This window comes from Rhizobacter sp. P2_D12 (assembly GCF_056404395.1).
Map to the genome: position 1 here is coordinate 18,647 of NZ_JBFUEB010000071.1, position 16,715 is coordinate 35,361.

Sequence of the window (16,715 nt, forward strand, 5' to 3'; positions counted from 1 at the left end):
CCTTTCAGGAAAAGGCCCGCATTATTCCCCGTGTCAGGGCACCAGCGAATGCACCCAGGCCGACACCGGGTTGCCGCGGATCATCAGGCGGTTGCGCGCCAGGCATTCGAACTGCGCGCCCAGCTTGCGGGCGACCGCGAGGCTGGGTTCGTTGCCTTCGGCGACGACGATCTCGATGCGCTGGAAACCCAGTGCGCCGAAACCATAGCCGGCCAGCGCACGGGCGGCGCGGGTCGCGATGCCCTGGCCTTGCGCCGACTGCCGAACCCAGTAGCCGAGGTTGCAGACGCGGTGGACGGTGTTGAACTGGTTGAGCCCGGCACCGCCGACCAGCCGACCGTTGCGCTCGTCGAACAGCCCGAACTCGCAGGCCTGCCCGCCGGCCAAGCTGTCGGCGCAGGCGTCGGCCCAGTCGATCGCTTCGCGCACGCCGTAGCCCGGGTGGCACCAATCCATCCAGCGGCCGAGGGAACCCATCGATTCGCGGACCGCTTCGACCATCGCGCGCGCATCGTCGCGGTGCCAGGGCCGCAGCACCATGCCGTCGAAGCGCAGGGGCTCCATCGGGTCGCGCGTGTCGATGCGGCGCGGCGGGCTGCCGCCGCTGTCGCCCATCTCGAACTGCCACGGCGTGGCCGCAAGCAGCGGTGCCGGTTCGGTGGGCGGCAACCCGTCGTCGACGACCCGGCCGCTGAGGCCGAAATCGCCGAAGAACGAGTCGCCCGCGTCGTCGAGGGCGCGCGCATCGCGGGAATGAACGTCACGGCTGAGCACATCACGAAAGGCCATCGGTTTCATGGTCGGTGGGCGCACGGCGCCGGTAGTCTTCGATCACGGTGTCAGCCCAGGCGCTGCTGGAGATGAAACCACTGGCTTGCATCGTCGACGGCGCACTGCTGTCGGCAGCCGGCCGCAGCTGCGAGCCGCTGATGCGCGACCACAGCCGTTGGAACAGGGGCGCCGCATCCTCGGCACCAGGCTCTCTGGAAGACATCGATTCCATCCCTGGAGGAACGCCGCCACATGGCGCGATGTCGGATGGATGGCAAGTTGCGGACCAAGCCCCGGCCCCGGCCGCGGCCGGGTTTTGTCACCCGCCTCCCGGCGCCCACCCGCGCCGGCATTGGGCTGGCGCGATCCATCGACACTCCGTGGCCTTGCCATTCACAAACTGTCAGGTGCCGATTGCGTCGGCCGGCGGACACTTCTTGTTCCAGGTTGCCGCGCAACGTCAGTTCGCGGCCGGCCCGGCGGCCGGCACGCCGTGTCTGCGCGGGTCAGCGCAGCCCGGTGCGCGACAGCCGCTTCGCGTTCGCGACCGCGGTGCGGTGCACCGGCGCCAGGCCGTGGCCGAGCACGCCGAGCGCCGCCGATTGCAGGTGGGCCTGGACGGCTTGCAGCGAGGGCGGGCCCCACGGCGACAGGCTGGCGCGCCACCAGAACACCGCGAAGGCCTGCTGGGCGCGCCACATCTGCAGGCCCATGGCCAGCCATGACTGCTGGAACGCGGCGGTCTTCTCCGCGCCCATCAGCGTGAACTCGCGGCGATCGCGCTCGGACGGTTGCACCCCGGCCAGCGTCATGCGTGCGATGCGGTGGGCCATCACCGGCGGCACGGCGAACGCAAGCTCGGCGCCGCGTGCAGCGAGGGTGGTGCGTAGGTGTCTCGGCATGGCAGTGCTCCTGGTTGAGTCCACTGTAAGGGCCGGTTTGCACTGCAGCAGCGCATCGCGCCCTATTCCTACAGCGAGTGCCTTCACCGTCCGACGTGCAGCGCGCGGGCGCCGGCAGATCATCCGTTCGCCCATTGCTTCATCGAGGAGACGAGACCATGGCGTATGTGAACGTCGCGAGCACCCACAATGCCGAGAGCCCCGCCGGGCGGCGGGCCGGCCTTGCACCCGCCGCGGTGGCTGGCACCGCAAGCACGGCCAGCGCCGTGTCGTGGAGTGCCGTGGTCGCCGGCGCGGCCGCGGCAGCAGCGTTGTCGCTGATCCTGCTGATCCTCGGCACGGGCCTCGGCCTGTCCGCGGTGTCGCCATGGGCGCAGGAAGGCGTGCGCGCCGCCACCTTCGGGGCCGGCACCATTGCCTGGATCACGTTGACGCAGATCGCCGCCTCGGGCATGGGCGGCTACCTGGCCGGCCGGTTGCGCACGCGCTGGGCCGACACGGCGCGCGACGAGGTCTATTTCCGCGACACGGCGCACGGCTTCCTGGCGTGGGCGGTGGCCTCGCTGGCGACGGCGGCGATGCTGGGCTCGGCGATCGGCGGCATCGTCGGCGCGGGTGCGAAGACCGGCGCGACGATGGCCGCGGGCGCGGCCACGGTGGCCGCAGCGGGCGCCGCGTCGGCGGTGGGCGGCAGCGGGGAGCAGGAATCGATGCAGTACCACGTCGACACGCTGTTCCGCAAGGACGCCGCGGCAGTTGCGACGGCACCGGGTGATGCGCCGCCGGTCGCCGAGGTCGTTCGCATCTTCGCGAGCACCGGCAATGCCGCGGTGCTGCCGCCCGATGACGCGCGCTACCTGGGCCAGCTGGTGGCGCAACGCACCGGCCTGTCGCCGGCGGACGCCGAGCGGCGTGTCGCCGAGACCTATGGCCGCCTGCAGATGAAGCTGGGCGAAGCGCAAGCGCGGGCCCGCGAGGCGGCGGACAACGCACGCAGGAGCGCGGCCTGGGCCTCGCTGTGGCTGTTCGTCTCGCTGCTGGCCGGCGCCTTCGTCGCGAGCCTGTGTGCCACCTGGGGCGGCCGCCAGCGCGACCTCTGACCCGACCGCATCCTCACCACGACAGGAGACCCGCCATGCGATCACTGCTGCTGTTCTTTCTCGGCGTGCCGATCCCGATCATCATCCTGATCGCGCTGTTCACCCACTGACGCCACACGCGCAACGCGATGACCGACGTTCGCACCGGCCAGGCCGACACCCCGCTGAGCCGCGAGGAGTTCCACGAGCGCTTCCAGGCGCGCTGGGTCGACCCGGCCTACCGCGTCGAACGCGAGGCCATCGCGCGCCTGGAGCAGATCGCGTGGGAGGCGCTGAAGGAGGGCCGCAAGGCGCCTGTCAGGCGTCCGGCCGGCTTCGGTTTCGCTGACCCGGCCTACGAGACCTCGGTCGAGTGGCTGGACACGCACCAGCGCCTGAAGGCGGCGCAGCTCAACTGGACCAAGCCGGGCACGCGTTCGCGCGTGCTGGTGATCTGCGGCAGCGCGCGCAACGATGGCAGTTGCCCGGGCGAGATCTCCAAGACCTGGCGCCTGAGCCGGATGGTGTGCGAGGAGGTGTCGCAATCGGGTGCGCAGGCCGACCTGCTCGACCTGAGCCTCGTGACCTCGGAGTACGGCCGCAAGATCCACCCGTGCAAGGGCTGCGTGTCGACGGCGATGCCGCTGTGCCACTGGCCCTGCAGCTGCTATCCGAACCACGCGCTCGACCAGGCGTCCGACTGGATGGCCGAGATCTACGAGCGCTGGGTCAGTGCGCACGGCGTGGTCATCGTCGCGCCGACGTACTGGTACCAGTCGCCAAGCCCGCTGAAGCTGATGATCGACCGGCTGGTGTGCGCCGATGGCGGCAATCCCGACCCGACCAGCACGCACGGCAAGAAGGCGGCGGAAGCGAAGGTGTTGGAGGCCAAGGGCTGGGACTATCCGAAGCACCTGGCCGGGCGCGTGTACGGGCTGGTGGTGCACGGCGACGTGGCCGGCGTCGAACAGCAGCGGCATGCACTGAGCGACTGGCTCGACTGGATGGGCTTGGTGGATGCCGGCGACGGGGCGCGGCTCGCGCGCTACCTGGGCTACTACCGGCCTTACTTCAGCAGCCACCAGGACCTGGACGAGGACGCTGCGCTGCAGGAAGAAACGCGCAACGTGGCGCGGGCGGTGATGCAGGCCGTGCGGCAGCTGCGGGAAGGGTCGCTCAGCCGGCCCGATGCGGGGCTGCAGCAACCGCGGCCGAAGTGAGGTTCAGCCCGGCAGTCTATGGATGTAAAGGCCGAGTTCGGCCGCAGACGAAAAGTGGATCTTCCCGTCACCGAACGGGGAGATTCCGAAACCGTCGTCCGGTGTTTGGGTGGCAACGGCAAGCAGCAATTCGGCAAGCAACATCAGCGCATCTGCCGATCCCTGGATCAACACCGTGTCGGGTCGCGCCGCATCGCCCTTCTTCAACAATTTCAAGGTGAGGCCCACGCGTTGGCGCGCGTATCTCTCGCAGATGTCGTCTGCTCTCATTGTTTGCTCCTTGACTGTTAGGATTTCTGGACCGCATCTCGCTGCTACATCGTTGGAGGCACCCTGCGGCGAAGGATGCCCCTAGTCAGAACCGGATCCTGTGGGAATGGTGTCAGGCTCCGTTGTGACAGCCAGATCCCTGCAAATAGCTGCGATCGTGGATTCCAAGGCTGGCGACTCTTCCAGGTTCCTCCACCTTCATAGCGGCGCTTTGCCACTTCCGTGCGGCCAGCCGGACAAGGGTGGCGCGGTCACGACGAACACGTCATGTTCTCGGCATTCCTCTCTGATGAAATTGGCTGCGACCTGGTTGTTGGCTTCAGCTGCCGTCGGGTCGATGGGGGGGGTTTGCACCGTCCCAGATGCAGTCACCACGTGCTTCAAAGCCTGGGTGATGCCAGATCCCTCCCTCGATGCGCGCAACAACCAGTCCTCGACTTGCAGCCGTCAAGCAAACTCTGATGGCTGCATCGGCTGAGAGCTTCATCAGGCCACTCCCTGCACTATCGAAGAACCACTGGGCAGAGTCATACAGCACATTGCGTTGCGCCTTCATCAGTTGCCTCCTTTCCACTTGATTCTGCTGTCAGGTATCCAGCCGGACCCAGGTCGCCGATCATTGGTAGTAGCGCTGGACCGCAGCCGGCGCGGGCCCGTCGTCGAGCGTGCTGCGAGACGCCGACAACGACACGCGCTTGAATTCCCCACACCGCAGCGCAGCCAGCGCCGCGATCGTCGAAAACACGGTCGCACAGCGCAAACCGCGCAAGGCAGGTCGGAAGGTCGGCATCGGGATTCCTGGTGGCAGAACAGGGACTGCAGTTGAGCAGCCCCCTCTGCGCTCCGGTAGCGTCCAAATGTCCCGCTTGCAAGTCCCGAAAGTGCCGCCCGCTTCAGACCCGCGGCGGATCCCCTTCACGCTGCGGATGCCGGTGTTTCGCCACGGCCGCGATGAAGGCCTGGATCGTCTTGTCGTCGCCCTTGCCGAGCAGAACGCCCGGGTCCGGCTCGCCATTGCCCAGCATCAGCGGCACCCCTGCCTTCTCCATCAGCGCCCGCCCCGCGCCCAGCACCAGCAGCGTCTTGCCGTGGCGCCACGTCAGGCTCGCGTACTCCAGCGCGTGGCCCAGGCCGAGCAGCACGTCGACACCGGCCGACCCGTCCGGCAGCACCACCGCATCGAACAGCACCGGCGGCGAGTTCTCCATCGAGCCGGTCGCGAGCAGCGGCTCGCCGTCCGAGGTCGACACTGCGCCGATGCGCGGCGCCACCAGCGTCGGCACCGCCCCCGCCTTCTGCAGGCCCGCCATCAACTTCGCGATCGGCTTGCCCGCCACGCCATGCGCCACCAGCAGCGCGATCTTGCGCGTGCGGATGCCGCCATCGCCGGGCCGCGCCGTCAGCGACAAGGTCGGCGATACCTTCACCTCCGGCTTGGCCGGCTTCGGCAGCACCCGCGGCAAGGGCGGCGGCAGCGGCATGCCCAGTCCGTCGGCCACCGCCTTGGCCAGCGCCTTCGACACGTTCAGCAGCGACGCCACCATGCGCTCGCGCACCGCCGGTACCGTCACCTTGCTCAGCTCGAAGCGGAAGCCGCCGACGATGTGTGCCTTCTCCACCGGCGTCTGGCTGTCCCAGAACAGCGTCGCCTGCGTGTAGTGGTCGGCAAACTTCTCGGGCTTGCCGCGCAGCTTCTCGCCGTTGATCGGCTGCGGGAACGACACGAAGCCCTTCGCACCGGCCTGGAACGGACACCCCCCGCCCAGCGAGTTGGGTTCATAGGCCACGCGGCCGCGGTTCAGCGCCTGGCGGTGCATGCCGTCGCGCTGGTTGTTGTGCACCGGCGCGAGCGGCGCGTTGATCGGGATCTCGTGGAAGTTGGGCCCGCCCAGCCGCGAGATCTGCGTGTCCACGTACGAGTGGAAGCGCCCGGCCAGCAACGGGTCGTTGCTGAAGTCGATGCCCGGCACCACGTGCGCGACGCAGAACGCCACCTGCTCGGTCTCGGCGAAGAAGTTGTCCGGGTTGCGGTCCAGCACCATGCGGCCCACCGGCATCAACGGCACCAGCTCCTCGGGAATGATCTTGGTCGAATCCAGCACGTCGAAGCTGAACTTCTCGGCCTGCGCCTCGCTGAACACCTGCAGGCCCAGTTCCCACTCGGGGTATTCGCCCGCCTCGATCGCTTCCCACAGGTCGCGCCGGTGGTAGTCGGCATCGGCACCGGCGATCTTCACCGCCTCGTCCCACACCAGCGAGTGCGTGCCGAGCAGCGGCTTCCAGTGGAACTTGACGAAGCTCGACTCGCCGCGCGCGTTGACCAGGCGGTACGTGTGCACGCCGAAGCCCTGCATCATCCGGTAGCTGCGCGGGATCGCACGATCGGACATCGCCCACATCACCACGTGGGTCGATTCGGGCATCAGCGAGATGAAGTCCCAGAACGTGTCGTGCGCCGACGCCGCCTGCGGCATGCCGTTGTGCGGCTCGGGCTTCACCGCGTGGACCAGGTCCGGGAACTTCATCGCGTCCTGGATGAAGAACACCGGGATGTTGTTGCCCACCAGGTCCCAGTTGCCCTCGTCGGTGTAGAACTTGACCGCGAAGCCGCGGATGTCGCGCGCGGTGTCGATCGAGCCGCGCTCGCCGGCCACGGTCGAGAAACGCACGAACACCGGCGTCACCTTGCCCGCCTCGGCGAACGGCGCGGCCCGCGTCAGCTTCGACAGCGGCTTGTAGCACTCGAAGAAGCCGTGCGCCGCCGAGCCGCGTGCATGCACGATGCGCTCGGGGATGCGCTCGTGGTCGAAGTGCGTGATCTTCTCGCGCAGGATGAAGTCTTCCAGCAGCGCCGGCCCGCGCAGCCCCGCCTTCAGCGAATTCTGGTTGTCGCCGATCGCCACGCCCTGGTTGGTGGTCAGCACCTCGTCGCCGGCCTCGGCGCGCACGCGCTGCAGGTCGCCGAAGCCCTCGTGCGACGGCACGTCGATGCCGCCCTCGCCGGTCTTGCCGCTGTCGTTGGCCTCGGTCAGCGTGCCGGCGCCGGTGGATGCCGACGGCGGCTTGCTGCGCTGGCCCGGCGGCGGCGCGAGCGCGTTGTCGCGGCCGATCTCGTGCGGCTTGTTGGCGTTGTACGGGATGGCGCTGGCGAGCGCCTGCACCTCGGCCGCCTGGCGCGCCTGCCCGGCGGGGCCGGGGGCGATCGGGCCGCGCCGGGCGGCGGACTTTGCGGGATTCTTGGGCATGTCAGGGCTCCGGTTCAGAGGTGGCCGCGGCCGGCCAGCGCGCGGCACGCCTCGGCACAGCTGCGGCAGGCCTGCGCGCAGGCGCGGCAGTGGTCCATCGGGTGCTTCGCGCACTCGTCGCCGCACACCTCGCACAGGTGGGCACACAGCTCGCACGCGTCACCCAGGTGCGGGCTGTTGCGCGCGATGTAGGCGGCGGTCAGGCGGCATGCATCGGCGCAGTCGAGGTCGAGCGCGATGCAGCGCTTCATCGGCTGCGGTCCGGGCTCGTCCAGGCAGCCGATCGCGCATTGCAGGCAGGCGGTGGCGCAGGTCTGGCAGGCGGCCAGGCAGGCATCGAGGGCTTGGTCTTTCATCGTGGATCTCCCGGGGTGGATGGGTGGCCGATCAAGGCGGTGCCCCCTGCTGCGGCGCGCAGCAGGGGTCGGTTCATGGGTTCGTCATGCCGGACCCGCAGGCCGGCCGTCAAGGCGTCTTGCGCGGCTTGCCCGACTGCAGGTCGGGCGGGGCGGGCTTGTGCAGGCTGGCCTTCGCGGCGTCGGCGGACGGCAGCTCGGCCGGCGTCGCGCCATCGGGGTTGGTGCCTGCCTTCGGGCCGTGCTTGGTGTCCGGGCTGCCGGCATCGTGGATGCCGCGCGGCTTCGGGGTCGTCCCGGAGGATGTGTTGCCGGGCTTGCTCATGGTCGTCTCCTCGGGCATTCGATCCTTTCGGGGGGCAAACGGTGTTCCCGAGCGGCCATGCCGCACGACGGCACACCGTCGCACCGCCACAAGCGGATTTCTCCTACAGCGTTCGCGCGGCCGCTGGGTAGATTGAGGGCCTTCCATTTCCTTCCCAGCCCATTGCCAAGGAGTCGACATGCCCACGTCCCACACCGCCGCCCGCTCCCACGCCGCGCCGCGCACCCGCAAGGCCGCCACGCCCGACGCGATCCAGCTGCTGCGCGCCGATCACACCGAGGTGAAGAAGCTCTTCGCCGAGTACGACAAGCTCGCCAAGGCCGAGGCACCCGCCGACCAACGCGAGGCGCTGGCGCTCGACATCTGCAACAAGCTGACGGTGCACGCGCAGATCGAGGAGGAGCTGTTCTACCCCGCCTGCCGCGACGCATTGCAGGACAAGGACGGGCTGATCGACGAAGCCGCGGTCGAGCACGCGAGCGCGAAGGACCTGATCGCGCAGCTGCAGTCCAGCTCGCCCGACGACGACATGTACGACGCCAAGGTCAAGGTGCTCGGCGAGTACATCAACCACCACGTGAAGGAAGAGCAGAACGAGCTGTTCCCCAAGGTGCGCGCCCGGCTCGACCTGAAGGAGCTGGGGGAGCAGATGCAGGCCCGCAAGCAGGAACTGCTCGCCAAGGTCGAGGCAGCCCACTGAGTTGGACGCGCTGTTCGCGTTCCACGTCGCGCCGCTGGAGCTGGTGCTCCGCGGCACGCTGATCTACTGGTTCCTGTTCCTGATGTTCCGCTTCGTGCTGCGGCGCGATGTCGGATCGGTCGGCATCGCCGACGTTCTGCTGGTGGTGCTGATCGCCGATGCGTCGCAGAACGCGATGGCCGGCGGCTACGACACCGTTGCCGAGGGCGGCGTGCTGGTGCTCACGCTGATGGGCTGGAACTGGCTGCTCGACTGGGCCACGTTCCGCTTCGACGCGGTGCGCCGCTTTGCCGAGCCGCGGCCGTTGCTGCTGGTGCGGCACGGCCGCGTGCTGCACCGCAACTTGCGGCAAGAATTCCTGACGCTGGACGACCTGCAGTCGCAGCTGCGGCAGAACGGGGTCAGCGCGCTGTCCGACGTGCGGGCCGCGTTCATGGAATCGGACGGGCGCTTCTCGGTCATCACGACGGACGGCCGGCGCCGCCGCTCAGCGGCCGTCGAGCAGCAGCCCCCCGGCGCCTGAAGCGCCGGCCGCGGACTGCTCCAGTGTCGCGATCAGCTCGTCCAGGTCGACCGGCTTCACGAAGTGCGCGTCGAAGCCGGCGTCGCGCGAGCGCTGCCGGTCTTCGGCCTGGCCCCAGCCGCTCAGCGCGACCAGCAGCATCCCGCGGCCCCAGGCCTGCGCGCGGATGCGCTGCGCCACCTCCAGCCCGCTCAGGCCGGGCAGGCCGATGTCGAGCACGATCGCGTGCGGCCGCAAGCGCTCGGCCGCGGCCAGCGCCCGCGGGCCGTCGTGCTCGACGTGCACCACGTGGCCCAGCATCCCCAGCACCTCGGCCAGGCTCTCGGCGCTGTCGACGTTGTCGTCCACCACCAGCACCTGCCGCACGGCCGGCACCGCATCCGGCGCCGCTACCGGCGCGGGCTCCACCGGGCGCGCCGGCGACATGGCCAGGTGCGGCAGCTCGGCCGCCAGCAGCGGCAACCGCACGACGAAGCGGCAGCCGCGGCCCGCGCCGTCGCTCTGCGCATCGACGCTGCCGCCGTGCATCTCGACCAGCCGCTTCACCAGCGCCAGCCCGATGCCGAGCCCGCCCTGCGCGCGCGCCACCGAGCGGTCGACCTGCGCGAACATGTCGAACACGCGCGGCAGCATCTCGTGCGCGATGCCGACACCCGAATCCTTGACCTCGATCACCGCCACCCCGCTTTCCGCATCCCGCGAGTCCTGCGCGCTCTCTTCCCGCCAGGCCGACAGCGCGATCTCGCCGCCGTCCGGCGTGTACTTGGCCGCGTTGTTCAGCAGGTTGGCCACGATCTGGCACAGCCGGGTCGTGTCGCCGTCGACGCACAGCTCGCCGGCCGGCGGCGGCATCACGCTCAGGCGGTGGCGGCTCGCGTCGATCAGCGGGCGGCTCGTCTCGACCGCGGTGCGCAGCACGCCGGCCAGGTCGACGCGCTCGCGCCGCAGCTCCAGCTTGCCCTGGCTGATGCGGCTCACGTCCAGCAGGTCGTCGACCAGGTGCACCATCTGGCCCAGCTGCCGCTCGATCACGTCGCGCGCATGCCCCTGCGCCGCCGCATCGGGGCTGCGCTGCAGGATCTGCAGCGCATTGCGGATCGGTGCCAGTGGGTTGCGCAGCTCGTGCGCCAGCGTCGCGATGAACTCGTCCTTGCGGCGGTCGTTGTCGCGCAGGGCCGCCTCGGCCAGCTTGCGGTCGGTGATGTCGGCCACGATGCCGAGCAGGCGCCGGCTCGGGCCGCGGCCGTCGCTGTCGCCGCCATAGAACACGCCGTGCAACTCGACCCAGTGCAGCGAGCCGTTGGGCCAGATCACCCGCGCCTCGAAATGCAGGTCGTGGTGCGATGCCTCGCTGGTCTGCAGCAGCGCGGCCACGCGCTCGCGGTCGCCGGGGTGCAGGTGCGACAGCATCACGCGCGCGCCCCACTGGCCCACCGGCTGCTCGTAGCCGAAGCACAGGTCGTGGCGCAGCGAGGTGGTCGCGGTGTCGGTGGCGAGGTCGAGCTCCCACTCGCCGATGCGCGCCGACGCGAGCGTGAACTGCAGCCGCGCCTGGCTCTCGTGGAACGCGGCATCGACCAGCGCCTGCTCGGTCACGTCGGAGGCGATCACCAGCACCGACTCGACGCTGCCGTCGTCCGAGAACTCCGGCATCAGCCGCGCATGGAAGAAGCGCTCGCCGTCGCCATCGTCGATCGCGTAGTTCAGCCGCACCAGTCGACCGGCCGAGAACACCTGCGCCAGCGCGGCGCCCCACTGCGCCGCGACGCCCGGCGGCAGGCCCAGCTCGCCGATCGACCTGCCCAGCATCTCGTTCGGCACCACGCCCAGGTAGCGCTGCACCGCCGGGCTCACGTAGACGTGGCGCAGCTCGCGGTCGATGCGCGCGAACATGTCGGGCGAGTTCTCCACCAGCGTCGAGAACTCGCGCTCGCGCCGCGACAGCGCCTGAGCCGCGGCGCGCAGCGTCTGCTCGGCGGCGACGCGCGCGCTGACGTCGCGGATCACGCACAGCTGGCCGATCGGCTGGCCCTGCCCATCGCGCAGCCGCGAAACGGTGCATTCGACATGCAGCACCTCGTCGTTGCGCTTCACGTGCACCAGCCGCGCGCGGTAGGCCCCCTTGTCGCGCAGCTCGCGACGGCAGGCCTCGCGCAGCGCGTCGTCGGGCCAGGCCTCGCGGAACAGCTGCTCGCGCGGGCGCCCGAGCAGCATCGACGCGCCCTGCCCGTACTGCCGTTCGGCGGCGGCGTTCATCAGGATCAGGTGGTCGGCGTCGTCGAAGGCCAGCACCGCGTCCTCCATCTGCGACAGCACCGCACGGCGCAGCTTGTTGTCGGCGGCGTTGGCGGAATCGAGCGTGTAGACGTCGCTGCCGACGACGATCGCGTCGACGTCGCCGCTGCGGATCGCCGCCAGCGTGTCCTCGGCCTCCTCCAGGCGGATGCGCAGCGCATCGTTCTCGGCGAGAAGCTCGCGCAGGCGGGAAAAGTCGAAGCCCGTCATCGAGGCCTCACAGGCTCGAGTCCGCCTGCTGCAACAGCTCGGGCGCCAGGCCGCGCAGCAGCCGCGCCTCGTCGGACAGGTCGCCGATGAACCGGCGCACCGGCTGCGGCCGCAGCCGGATCAGCGTCGGCGCCGCGACGATCTGGTCGGCGGTGGCGCGTTCGACGTGCTCGCCGATGTCGAGCACCTCGAGCCGGTAGCGGCCGGCCAGGTGCGCCTCGCAGAAGCGGCGCGCATTGACGACGGCGCGTGCCGATGCCGGCGTGGCGCCGGTCACGTACAAGCGCAACTCGATCGGGGGCGTGCTCGGTGCGCGTGGGGTCATCGCAGCATGCGTTTCAGGGCAGCGGCCGCACGTCCAGGCCGACCAGCACGCGCTCCTCGTTGGACAGGTCGCCGATGATCTTGCGGATCGGCTCGGGCACCTTGCGCACCAGTGTCGGCACGGCCAGGATCTGGTCGCCCGCCGCCAGCTGCGGGTTGACCAGCAGGTCGACCACCTCGATCTCGTAGCGGCCGGCCAGGTGGGTCTCGCAGATGTGCTTCAGGTTCTGCAAGGCCGCCATCGACTTGGTGGTGTGGCCGGCCACGTACAGCTTCAGCTGCCACTCGGGCTTGGTCTTGCGCAGCGTCGTGTCGCGTGCGTTCATGAGGGCCGCCTTTGCTTCCTGCCGCGCGCCGACGCCGCGGCGGCATCGGCGATGCCCGCGGTCTCGCGCTCGATGGCCAGCGCCAGCTCGACCTCGCGCGCATCGGCCGCGGCCAGCAGGCCGGCGATCTGCGCATCCAGCAGCTGGCGCTGGTTCGCCAGCTGGCGCAGCCGCTGCTCGTGGTCGCGCTCGCGCCAGCGCGCGGCGGCCTTCTGCTGCTCCTCGCGCGACTGCCGCGCCGAGCCGGTCAGCACGCGCTGGTCGGCGACGAACACGTCGATCAGGTCGACGCCGTGGTCGCTGAACACGAACTCGCGCACCTTGTTCGAATGCGCCATGCCGCGCGACTTGGGCACCTGCACGGTGCGGGTGCGCTCGCCGTTGTATTCGAGGTTGGACAGCACGACCCAGCTGTCCATCAGCGACGAGATGCCGATGTCGGACAGGTGGACGGCGCCGTTCGGCGCGCTGTGCGTCAGCGTCGTGAAGACCGACGTGACGCCCTGGAACTTCAGGAAGTCGATCAGTCGCACCAGCGTCGCCTTCAGCAGCGAGTCGCCGTCCTGCATCGTCAGGTTGCTGATCGGATCGACCACCACCACCGCGGGCTGCACCAGCCGCACCGTCTCGTACATCGCGACCAGGTGCTGCTCGAGCCCGTGCAGCGTCGGCCGCGAGGCGTGGATGTCGAGCAGGCCCTTCTTCTGCCAGCGCTCCAGGTCGAGGCCGATCGAGCGCATGTTACGCAGCAGCTGTTTGTCGGATTCCTCGTACGCGAAGAACACCGCCTTGTCCCCGCGCTTGCAGGCCGCGTCGACGAAGCTGGCGGCCAGGCTGCTCTTGCCGGTGCCGGCGCTGCCGGACACCAGCACGCTGCTGCCGCGGTAGACGCCCTGCCCGCCCAGCATCTCGTCGAGGCCGCGCACGCCGGTGGACACGCGCTCGGCGTAGGCCGGCTGGTCCAGCCGCGGCGAGGTGATCGGCAGCACCGACAGCCCGCGGTCACCGATCAGGAACGGGTATTCGTTGGTGCCGTGCGACGAGCCGCGGTACTTGACGATGCGCAGCCGCCGCGTCGACACCTGGTCGACGATGCGGTGGTCGAGCAGCAGCACGCAGTCGGCCACGTACTCTTCGAGGCCATAGCGCGTGAGCGTGTTGTCGCCGCGCTCGGCGGTGACGATGGCCGTCATGCCGCGGTCCTTCAGCCAGTGGAACAGCCGGCGCAGCTCGGCGCGCAGCACCGCCTGGTTCGGCAGGCCGGAAAACAGCGCCTCGATGGTGTCCAGCACCACCCGCTTCGCACCGATGCGCTCGATCGCATGGCCCAGGCGGATGAACAGGCCTTCGAGGTCGTACTCGCCGGTCTCCTCGATCTCGCTGCGCTCGATCCTCACGTGGTCGATGGCCAGCAGCTTGTCGCGCTGCAGCTTCTCCAGGTCGAAGCCGAGCGAGCGCATGTTGGCCACCAGGTCGCCGCCGCTTTCCTCGAAGCTCATGAAGACGCCCGGCTCGCCGTGCAGCGTGGCGCCGCGCACCAGGAACTCGACCGCCAGCATGGTCTTGCCGCAGCCGGCGGCGCCGCACACCAGCGTCGGCCGGCCGGTCGGCAGGCCGCCTTCGGTGATCTCGTCCAGGCCGGCGATGCCGGTGGGCGTCTTGGGCAGCGTGCGCGGTGCGTCCGCGCCAGGCCGGGGGGTGGTCTTCTTCCGTGCTCGCTGGGCCATGCGGGGAACCTCTCTTTCACTCGCTCACTCGGACGCGCCGCCACGGGCCTTCACCGCAGCCGTGATCTCGTCCATCAACGCGTCCAGGTCCTCGGGCTCGAACGGCTTGCGCAGCGCACGCACGTTCGGGCCGAACTGGCGGACCCATTCGCCGAACTCGTAGCCGGAGCACAGCACCAGCCAGCGCTCGGGCTGCTTCGCGAGCAGCTGCCGGGCCAGGTCGGTGCCGGAGATGCCCGGCAGGCTGACGTCGGTGATCACGATGTCGTAGTCGTGCTCGGCGCACAGCGCCAGCGCTTCCTCGCCGTTCGCGCAGGCGGTCAGCTCGCGCCCCGGCTGCTCCATCAACATGGAGATGCTCAGGCGCAGGTCGTCGTTGTCTTCGACGTACAGGACGGTGACCGCTTTCAAATCGGGAACTCCGGCGAAGCCATGGGGGAAAAGTCTACGCTGCCGGGATCTCCTGCAAGACGCTGTGCGCGGGCCGGCTGTCGGATGGGTGAGGACGCACAAACCCTGCGAACATGCGGGTTTGCCGGGTGCCAGGCCGGGTGTGTAGTCCTCATCCTACAAACGCTTCTCGTGCCGTCCGTCATCAGAACGCGACGACGCGGCGGTAGTCTGCGGAAGATTGCGCACGCGCTTTTTCAACTTCAGGAAGTCCCGTTCATGAAAGTGCTCGAACTCACCGAGGTCGCGACCCCGGAGCGCGAAATGGCCACCCTGCTGGCCGCCCTGACGCAATTGCGGCGCGGCGACGCCAGCGTGCGATTGCCCTTGCACTGGGAGGGCCTGCCGGGCAAGGTGGCCGGCGTGTTCAACGACCTGGTCGAGCAGAACGCCGCGATGGCCGACGAACTGGGCCGGCTGCGCCAGGTGGTGGGCAAGGAAGGCAAGCTGAAGCAGCGCGCGGTGCTGACCGAGACGCGCGGCTTCTGGGGCGCGTCGATGGAGTCGATCAATGCGCTGATCGACGACCTGGTGCACCCGACCAGCGAGGTCGCGCGCGTGATCGGCGCGGTGGCCCAGGGCGACCTGAGCAAGAGCATGGCGCTGGAGGTCGAGGGCCGCGAACTCGAGGGCGAGTTCCTGCGCACCGCGAAGACCATCAACAAGATGGTGGAGCAGCTGGGCAACTTCTCGGCCGAGGTGACGCGCGTGGCGCGCGAGGTCGGCACCGAGGGCAAGCTGGGCGGCCAGGCCAAGGTGAAGGGCGTGGCCGGCACCTGGAAGGACCTGACCGACTCGGTCAACTCGATGGCCGGCAACCTGACCGACCAGGTGCGCAACATCGCCGACGTGACCACCGCGGTGGCCAAGGGCGACCTGTCGAAGAAGATCGACGTGGACGTCAAGGGCGAGTTCCTGACGCTGAAGAACACGATCAACACGATGGTGGACCAGCTGCGCTCCTTCGCTTCCGAAGTGACGCGGGTGGCGCGCGAGGTGGGCACCGAAGGCTCGCTGGGCGGCCAGGCGCGGGTGGAAGGCGTGTCCGGCACCTGGAAGGACCTGACCGATTCGGTCAACTCGATGGCCGGCAACCTGACCAGCCAGGTGCGCAACATCGCCGACGTGACCAAGGCGGTGGCCGCCGGCGACCTGTCCAAGAAGATCACGGTGGACGTGAAGGGCGAGATCCTGGAGTTGAAGAACACCGTCAACACGATGGTGGACCAGCTGCGCTCCTTCGCCGCCGAGGTGACGCGCGTGGCGCGCGAGGTCGGCACCGAAGGGATCCTGGGCGGCCAGGCCGACGTGCAGGGCGTGGCCGGCACCTGGAAGGACCTGACCGAGTCGGTCAACTTCATGGCCGGCAACCTGACCAGCCAGGTGCGCAACATCGCCGAGGTGACCACCGCGGTCGCGGCCGGCGACCTGTCCAAGAAGATCACCGTCGACGTGAAGGGCGAGATCTCCGAGCTGAAGAACACCATCAACACGATGGTCGACCAGCTGYSCTCSTTCGCCGCCGAGGTGACGCGCGTCGCGCGCGAGGTSGGCACCGARGGCMRGCTSGGYGGCCAGGCCGAGGTGMAGGGCGTGKCCGGCACCTGGAAGGACCTGACCGAYTCGGTCAACTCGATGGCCGGCAACCTGACCAGCCAGGTGCGCAACATCGCCGACGTGACCAAGGCSGTGGCCGCCGGCGACCTGTCCAAGAAGATCACCGTCGACGTGAAGGGCGAGATCCTCGACCTGAAGGCGACGATCAACACGATGGTGGACCAGCTGCGCTCCTTCGCCGCCGAGGTGACGCGCGTGGCGCGCGAGGTCGGCACCGAAGGCAAGCTGGGCGGCCAGGCCGACGTGCAGGGCGTGGCCGGCACCTGGAAGGACCTGACCGAGTCGGTCAACTTCATGGCCGGCAACCTGACCAGCCAGGTGCGCAACATCGCCGAGGTGACCACCGCGGTCGCGGCCGGCGACCTGTCCAAGAAG

Annotated in this window: 19 protein-coding genes; 5 read left to right on the forward strand and 14 right to left on the reverse strand. The window is 69.4% G+C overall.

Annotated elements, in window-relative coordinates; translation table 11 throughout:
• Window positions 1-33: 33 nt before the first annotated feature.
• From AC1DYN_RS21795 to AC1DYN_RS21805, 3 genes are all read right to left on the reverse strand, one after another.
• On the reverse strand, window positions 34-789 hold the full coding sequence (locus AC1DYN_RS21795) for a GNAT family N-acetyltransferase (RefSeq protein WP_477963208.1): 756 nt from the start codon (window positions 787-789) through the stop codon (window positions 34-36).
• Window positions 776-994 (reverse strand): hypothetical protein, encoded by a 219-nt coding sequence (locus AC1DYN_RS21800; protein ID WP_477963209.1) that lies wholly within the window; start codon window positions 992-994, stop codon window positions 776-778. The genes AC1DYN_RS21795 and AC1DYN_RS21800 overlap by 14 nt, the downstream gene beginning before the upstream one ends.
• 283 nt (window positions 995-1,277) lie before the next feature.
• Entirely contained in the window at window positions 1,278-1,673 is a 396-nt protein-coding gene (locus AC1DYN_RS21805; RefSeq protein WP_477963210.1) for a polyhydroxyalkanoate granule-associated phasin, read from the reverse strand.
• Between the two features lie 158 nt (window positions 1,674-1,831).
• Here AC1DYN_RS21805 and AC1DYN_RS21810 point away from each other — a divergent pair, with 158 nt between their 5' ends.
• Both AC1DYN_RS21810 and AC1DYN_RS21815 read left to right on the forward strand, forming a co-directional pair.
• Entirely contained in the window at window positions 1,832-2,773 is a 942-nt protein-coding gene (locus tag AC1DYN_RS21810) for a hypothetical protein (protein WP_477963211.1), read from the forward strand.
• Between the two features lie 128 nt (window positions 2,774-2,901).
• Entirely contained in the window at window positions 2,902-3,972 is a 1,071-nt protein-coding gene (locus AC1DYN_RS21815; protein ID WP_477963212.1) for a flavodoxin family protein, read from the forward strand.
• Between the two features lie 3 nt (window positions 3,973-3,975).
• On the opposite strand, the gene AC1DYN_RS21820 is transcribed toward AC1DYN_RS21815, so the two are convergent.
• The 6 genes from AC1DYN_RS21820 to AC1DYN_RS21845 form a co-directional block, all read right to left on the reverse strand.
• Window positions 3,976-4,242 (reverse strand): hypothetical protein, encoded by a 267-nt coding sequence (locus AC1DYN_RS21820; RefSeq protein WP_477963213.1) that lies wholly within the window; start codon window positions 4,240-4,242, stop codon window positions 3,976-3,978.
• 319 nt (window positions 4,243-4,561) lie between these two features.
• Window positions 4,562-4,798: a hypothetical protein gene (locus AC1DYN_RS21825; RefSeq protein WP_477963214.1), complete on the reverse strand. Its 237-nt coding sequence runs from the start codon at window positions 4,796-4,798 to the stop codon at window positions 4,562-4,564.
• 60 nt (window positions 4,799-4,858) lie between these two features.
• Window positions 4,859-5,032, reverse strand: coding sequence for a hypothetical protein (locus AC1DYN_RS21830; RefSeq protein ID WP_477963215.1), 174 nt, complete (start codon window positions 5,030-5,032; stop codon window positions 4,859-4,861).
• A 103-nt stretch (window positions 5,033-5,135) separates the two neighbouring features.
• Window positions 5,136-7,487 carry a catalase gene (locus tag AC1DYN_RS21835; protein WP_477963216.1) on the reverse strand — a complete coding sequence of 784 codons (2,352 nt, stop codon included), beginning with the start codon at window positions 7,485-7,487 and terminating at the stop codon, window positions 5,136-5,138.
• A gap of 14 nt (window positions 7,488-7,501) precedes the next feature.
• Window positions 7,502-7,843 carry a four-helix bundle copper-binding protein gene (locus tag AC1DYN_RS21840; RefSeq protein WP_477963217.1) on the reverse strand — a complete coding sequence of 114 codons (342 nt, stop codon included), beginning with the start codon at window positions 7,841-7,843 and terminating at the stop codon, window positions 7,502-7,504.
• A 109-nt stretch (window positions 7,844-7,952) separates the two neighbouring features.
• Window positions 7,953-8,168: a hypothetical protein gene (locus AC1DYN_RS21845; RefSeq protein WP_477963218.1), complete on the reverse strand. Its 216-nt coding sequence runs from the start codon at window positions 8,166-8,168 to the stop codon at window positions 7,953-7,955.
• 178 nt (window positions 8,169-8,346) lie between these two features.
• On the opposite strand from AC1DYN_RS21845, the gene AC1DYN_RS21850 reads away from it, so the two are divergent.
• The gene (locus AC1DYN_RS21850) at window positions 8,347-8,868 is read left to right on the forward strand and encodes a hemerythrin domain-containing protein (protein ID WP_477963219.1); all 522 of its coding nucleotides are present in this window, start codon (window positions 8,347-8,349) and stop codon (window positions 8,866-8,868) included.
• 1 nt (window position 8,869) lies between these two features.
• The gene (locus AC1DYN_RS21855) at window positions 8,870-9,391 is read left to right on the forward strand and encodes a DUF421 domain-containing protein (protein WP_477963220.1); all 522 of its coding nucleotides are present in this window, start codon (window positions 8,870-8,872) and stop codon (window positions 9,389-9,391) included.
• Here the strand turns inward: AC1DYN_RS21855 and AC1DYN_RS21860 are convergent.
• Genes AC1DYN_RS21860 through AC1DYN_RS21880 form a run of 5 tightly spaced genes read right to left on the reverse strand, consistent with a single transcriptional unit; the run spans window position 9,356 to window position 14,684 of the window.
• On the reverse strand, window positions 9,356-11,896 hold the full coding sequence (locus AC1DYN_RS21860) for a PAS domain-containing hybrid sensor histidine kinase/response regulator (protein WP_477963221.1): 2,541 nt from the start codon (window positions 11,894-11,896) through the stop codon (window positions 9,356-9,358). The genes AC1DYN_RS21855 and AC1DYN_RS21860 overlap by 36 nt on opposite strands.
• A gap of 7 nt (window positions 11,897-11,903) precedes the next feature.
• Complete coding sequence (locus AC1DYN_RS21865) at window positions 11,904-12,221, reverse strand: circadian clock KaiB family protein (RefSeq protein ID WP_477963222.1); 318 nt, start codon at window positions 12,219-12,221, stop codon at window positions 11,904-11,906.
• Between the two features lie 13 nt (window positions 12,222-12,234).
• Complete coding sequence (locus AC1DYN_RS21870) at window positions 12,235-12,546, reverse strand: circadian clock KaiB family protein (RefSeq protein WP_477963223.1); 312 nt, start codon at window positions 12,544-12,546, stop codon at window positions 12,235-12,237.
• Window positions 12,543-14,273: a circadian clock protein KaiC gene (gene kaiC, locus AC1DYN_RS21875; RefSeq protein ID WP_477963224.1), complete on the reverse strand. Its 1,731-nt coding sequence runs from the start codon at window positions 14,271-14,273 to the stop codon at window positions 12,543-12,545. The genes AC1DYN_RS21870 and kaiC overlap by 4 nt, the downstream gene beginning before the upstream one ends.
• 24 nt (window positions 14,274-14,297) lie before the next feature.
• Window positions 14,298-14,684 carry a response regulator gene (locus AC1DYN_RS21880; protein ID WP_477963225.1) on the reverse strand — a complete coding sequence of 129 codons (387 nt, stop codon included), beginning with the start codon at window positions 14,682-14,684 and terminating at the stop codon, window positions 14,298-14,300.
• 258 nt (window positions 14,685-14,942) lie between these two features.
• Between AC1DYN_RS21880 and AC1DYN_RS21885 the strand changes: the two genes are divergently transcribed.
• Window positions 14,943-16,715: HAMP domain-containing protein (locus AC1DYN_RS21885; RefSeq protein WP_477963226.1), on the forward strand; the 1,773-nt coding region annotated here is incomplete at its 3' end.

Bases quoted from the DNA above. Each gene is read 5' to 3' on its own strand.
- AC1DYN_RS21795 (WP_477963208.1), bottom strand. From the start codon at position 789: ATGGCCTTTCGTGATGTGCTCAGCCGTGACGTTCATTCCCGCGATGCG.
- AC1DYN_RS21800 (WP_477963209.1), bottom strand. From the start codon at position 994: ATGTCTTCCAGAGAGCCTGGTGCCGAGGATGCGGCGCCCCTGTTCCAA.
- AC1DYN_RS21805 (WP_477963210.1), bottom strand. From the start codon at position 1,673: ATGCCGAGACACCTACGCACCACCCTCGCTGCACGCGGCGCCGAGCTT.
- AC1DYN_RS21810 (WP_477963211.1), top strand. From the start codon at position 1,832: ATGGCGTATGTGAACGTCGCGAGCACCCACAATGCCGAGAGCCCCGCC.
- AC1DYN_RS21815 (WP_477963212.1), top strand. From the start codon at position 2,902: ATGACCGACGTTCGCACCGGCCAGGCCGACACCCCGCTGAGCCGCGAG.
- AC1DYN_RS21820 (WP_477963213.1), bottom strand. From the start codon at position 4,242: ATGAGAGCAGACGACATCTGCGAGAGATACGCGCGCCAACGCGTGGGC.
- AC1DYN_RS21825 (WP_477963214.1), bottom strand. From the start codon at position 4,798: ATGAAGGCGCAACGCAATGTGCTGTATGACTCTGCCCAGTGGTTCTTC.
- AC1DYN_RS21830 (WP_477963215.1), bottom strand. From the start codon at position 5,032: ATGCCGACCTTCCGACCTGCCTTGCGCGGTTTGCGCTGTGCGACCGTG.
- AC1DYN_RS21835 (WP_477963216.1), bottom strand. From the start codon at position 7,487: ATGCCCAAGAATCCCGCAAAGTCCGCCGCCCGGCGCGGCCCGATCGCC.
- AC1DYN_RS21840 (WP_477963217.1), bottom strand. From the start codon at position 7,843: ATGAAAGACCAAGCCCTCGATGCCTGCCTGGCCGCCTGCCAGACCTGC.
- AC1DYN_RS21845 (WP_477963218.1), bottom strand. From the start codon at position 8,168: ATGAGCAAGCCCGGCAACACATCCTCCGGGACGACCCCGAAGCCGCGC.
- AC1DYN_RS21850 (WP_477963219.1), top strand. From the start codon at position 8,347: ATGCCCACGTCCCACACCGCCGCCCGCTCCCACGCCGCGCCGCGCACC.
- AC1DYN_RS21860 (WP_477963221.1), bottom strand. From the start codon at position 11,896: ATGACGGGCTTCGACTTTTCCCGCCTGCGCGAGCTTCTCGCCGAGAAC.
- AC1DYN_RS21865 (WP_477963222.1), bottom strand. From the start codon at position 12,221: ATGACCCCACGCGCACCGAGCACGCCCCCGATCGAGTTGCGCTTGTAC.
- AC1DYN_RS21870 (WP_477963223.1), bottom strand. From the start codon at position 12,546: ATGAACGCACGCGACACGACGCTGCGCAAGACCAAGCCCGAGTGGCAG.
- kaiC (WP_477963224.1), bottom strand. From the start codon at position 14,273: ATGGCCCAGCGAGCACGGAAGAAGACCACCCCCCGGCCTGGCGCGGAC.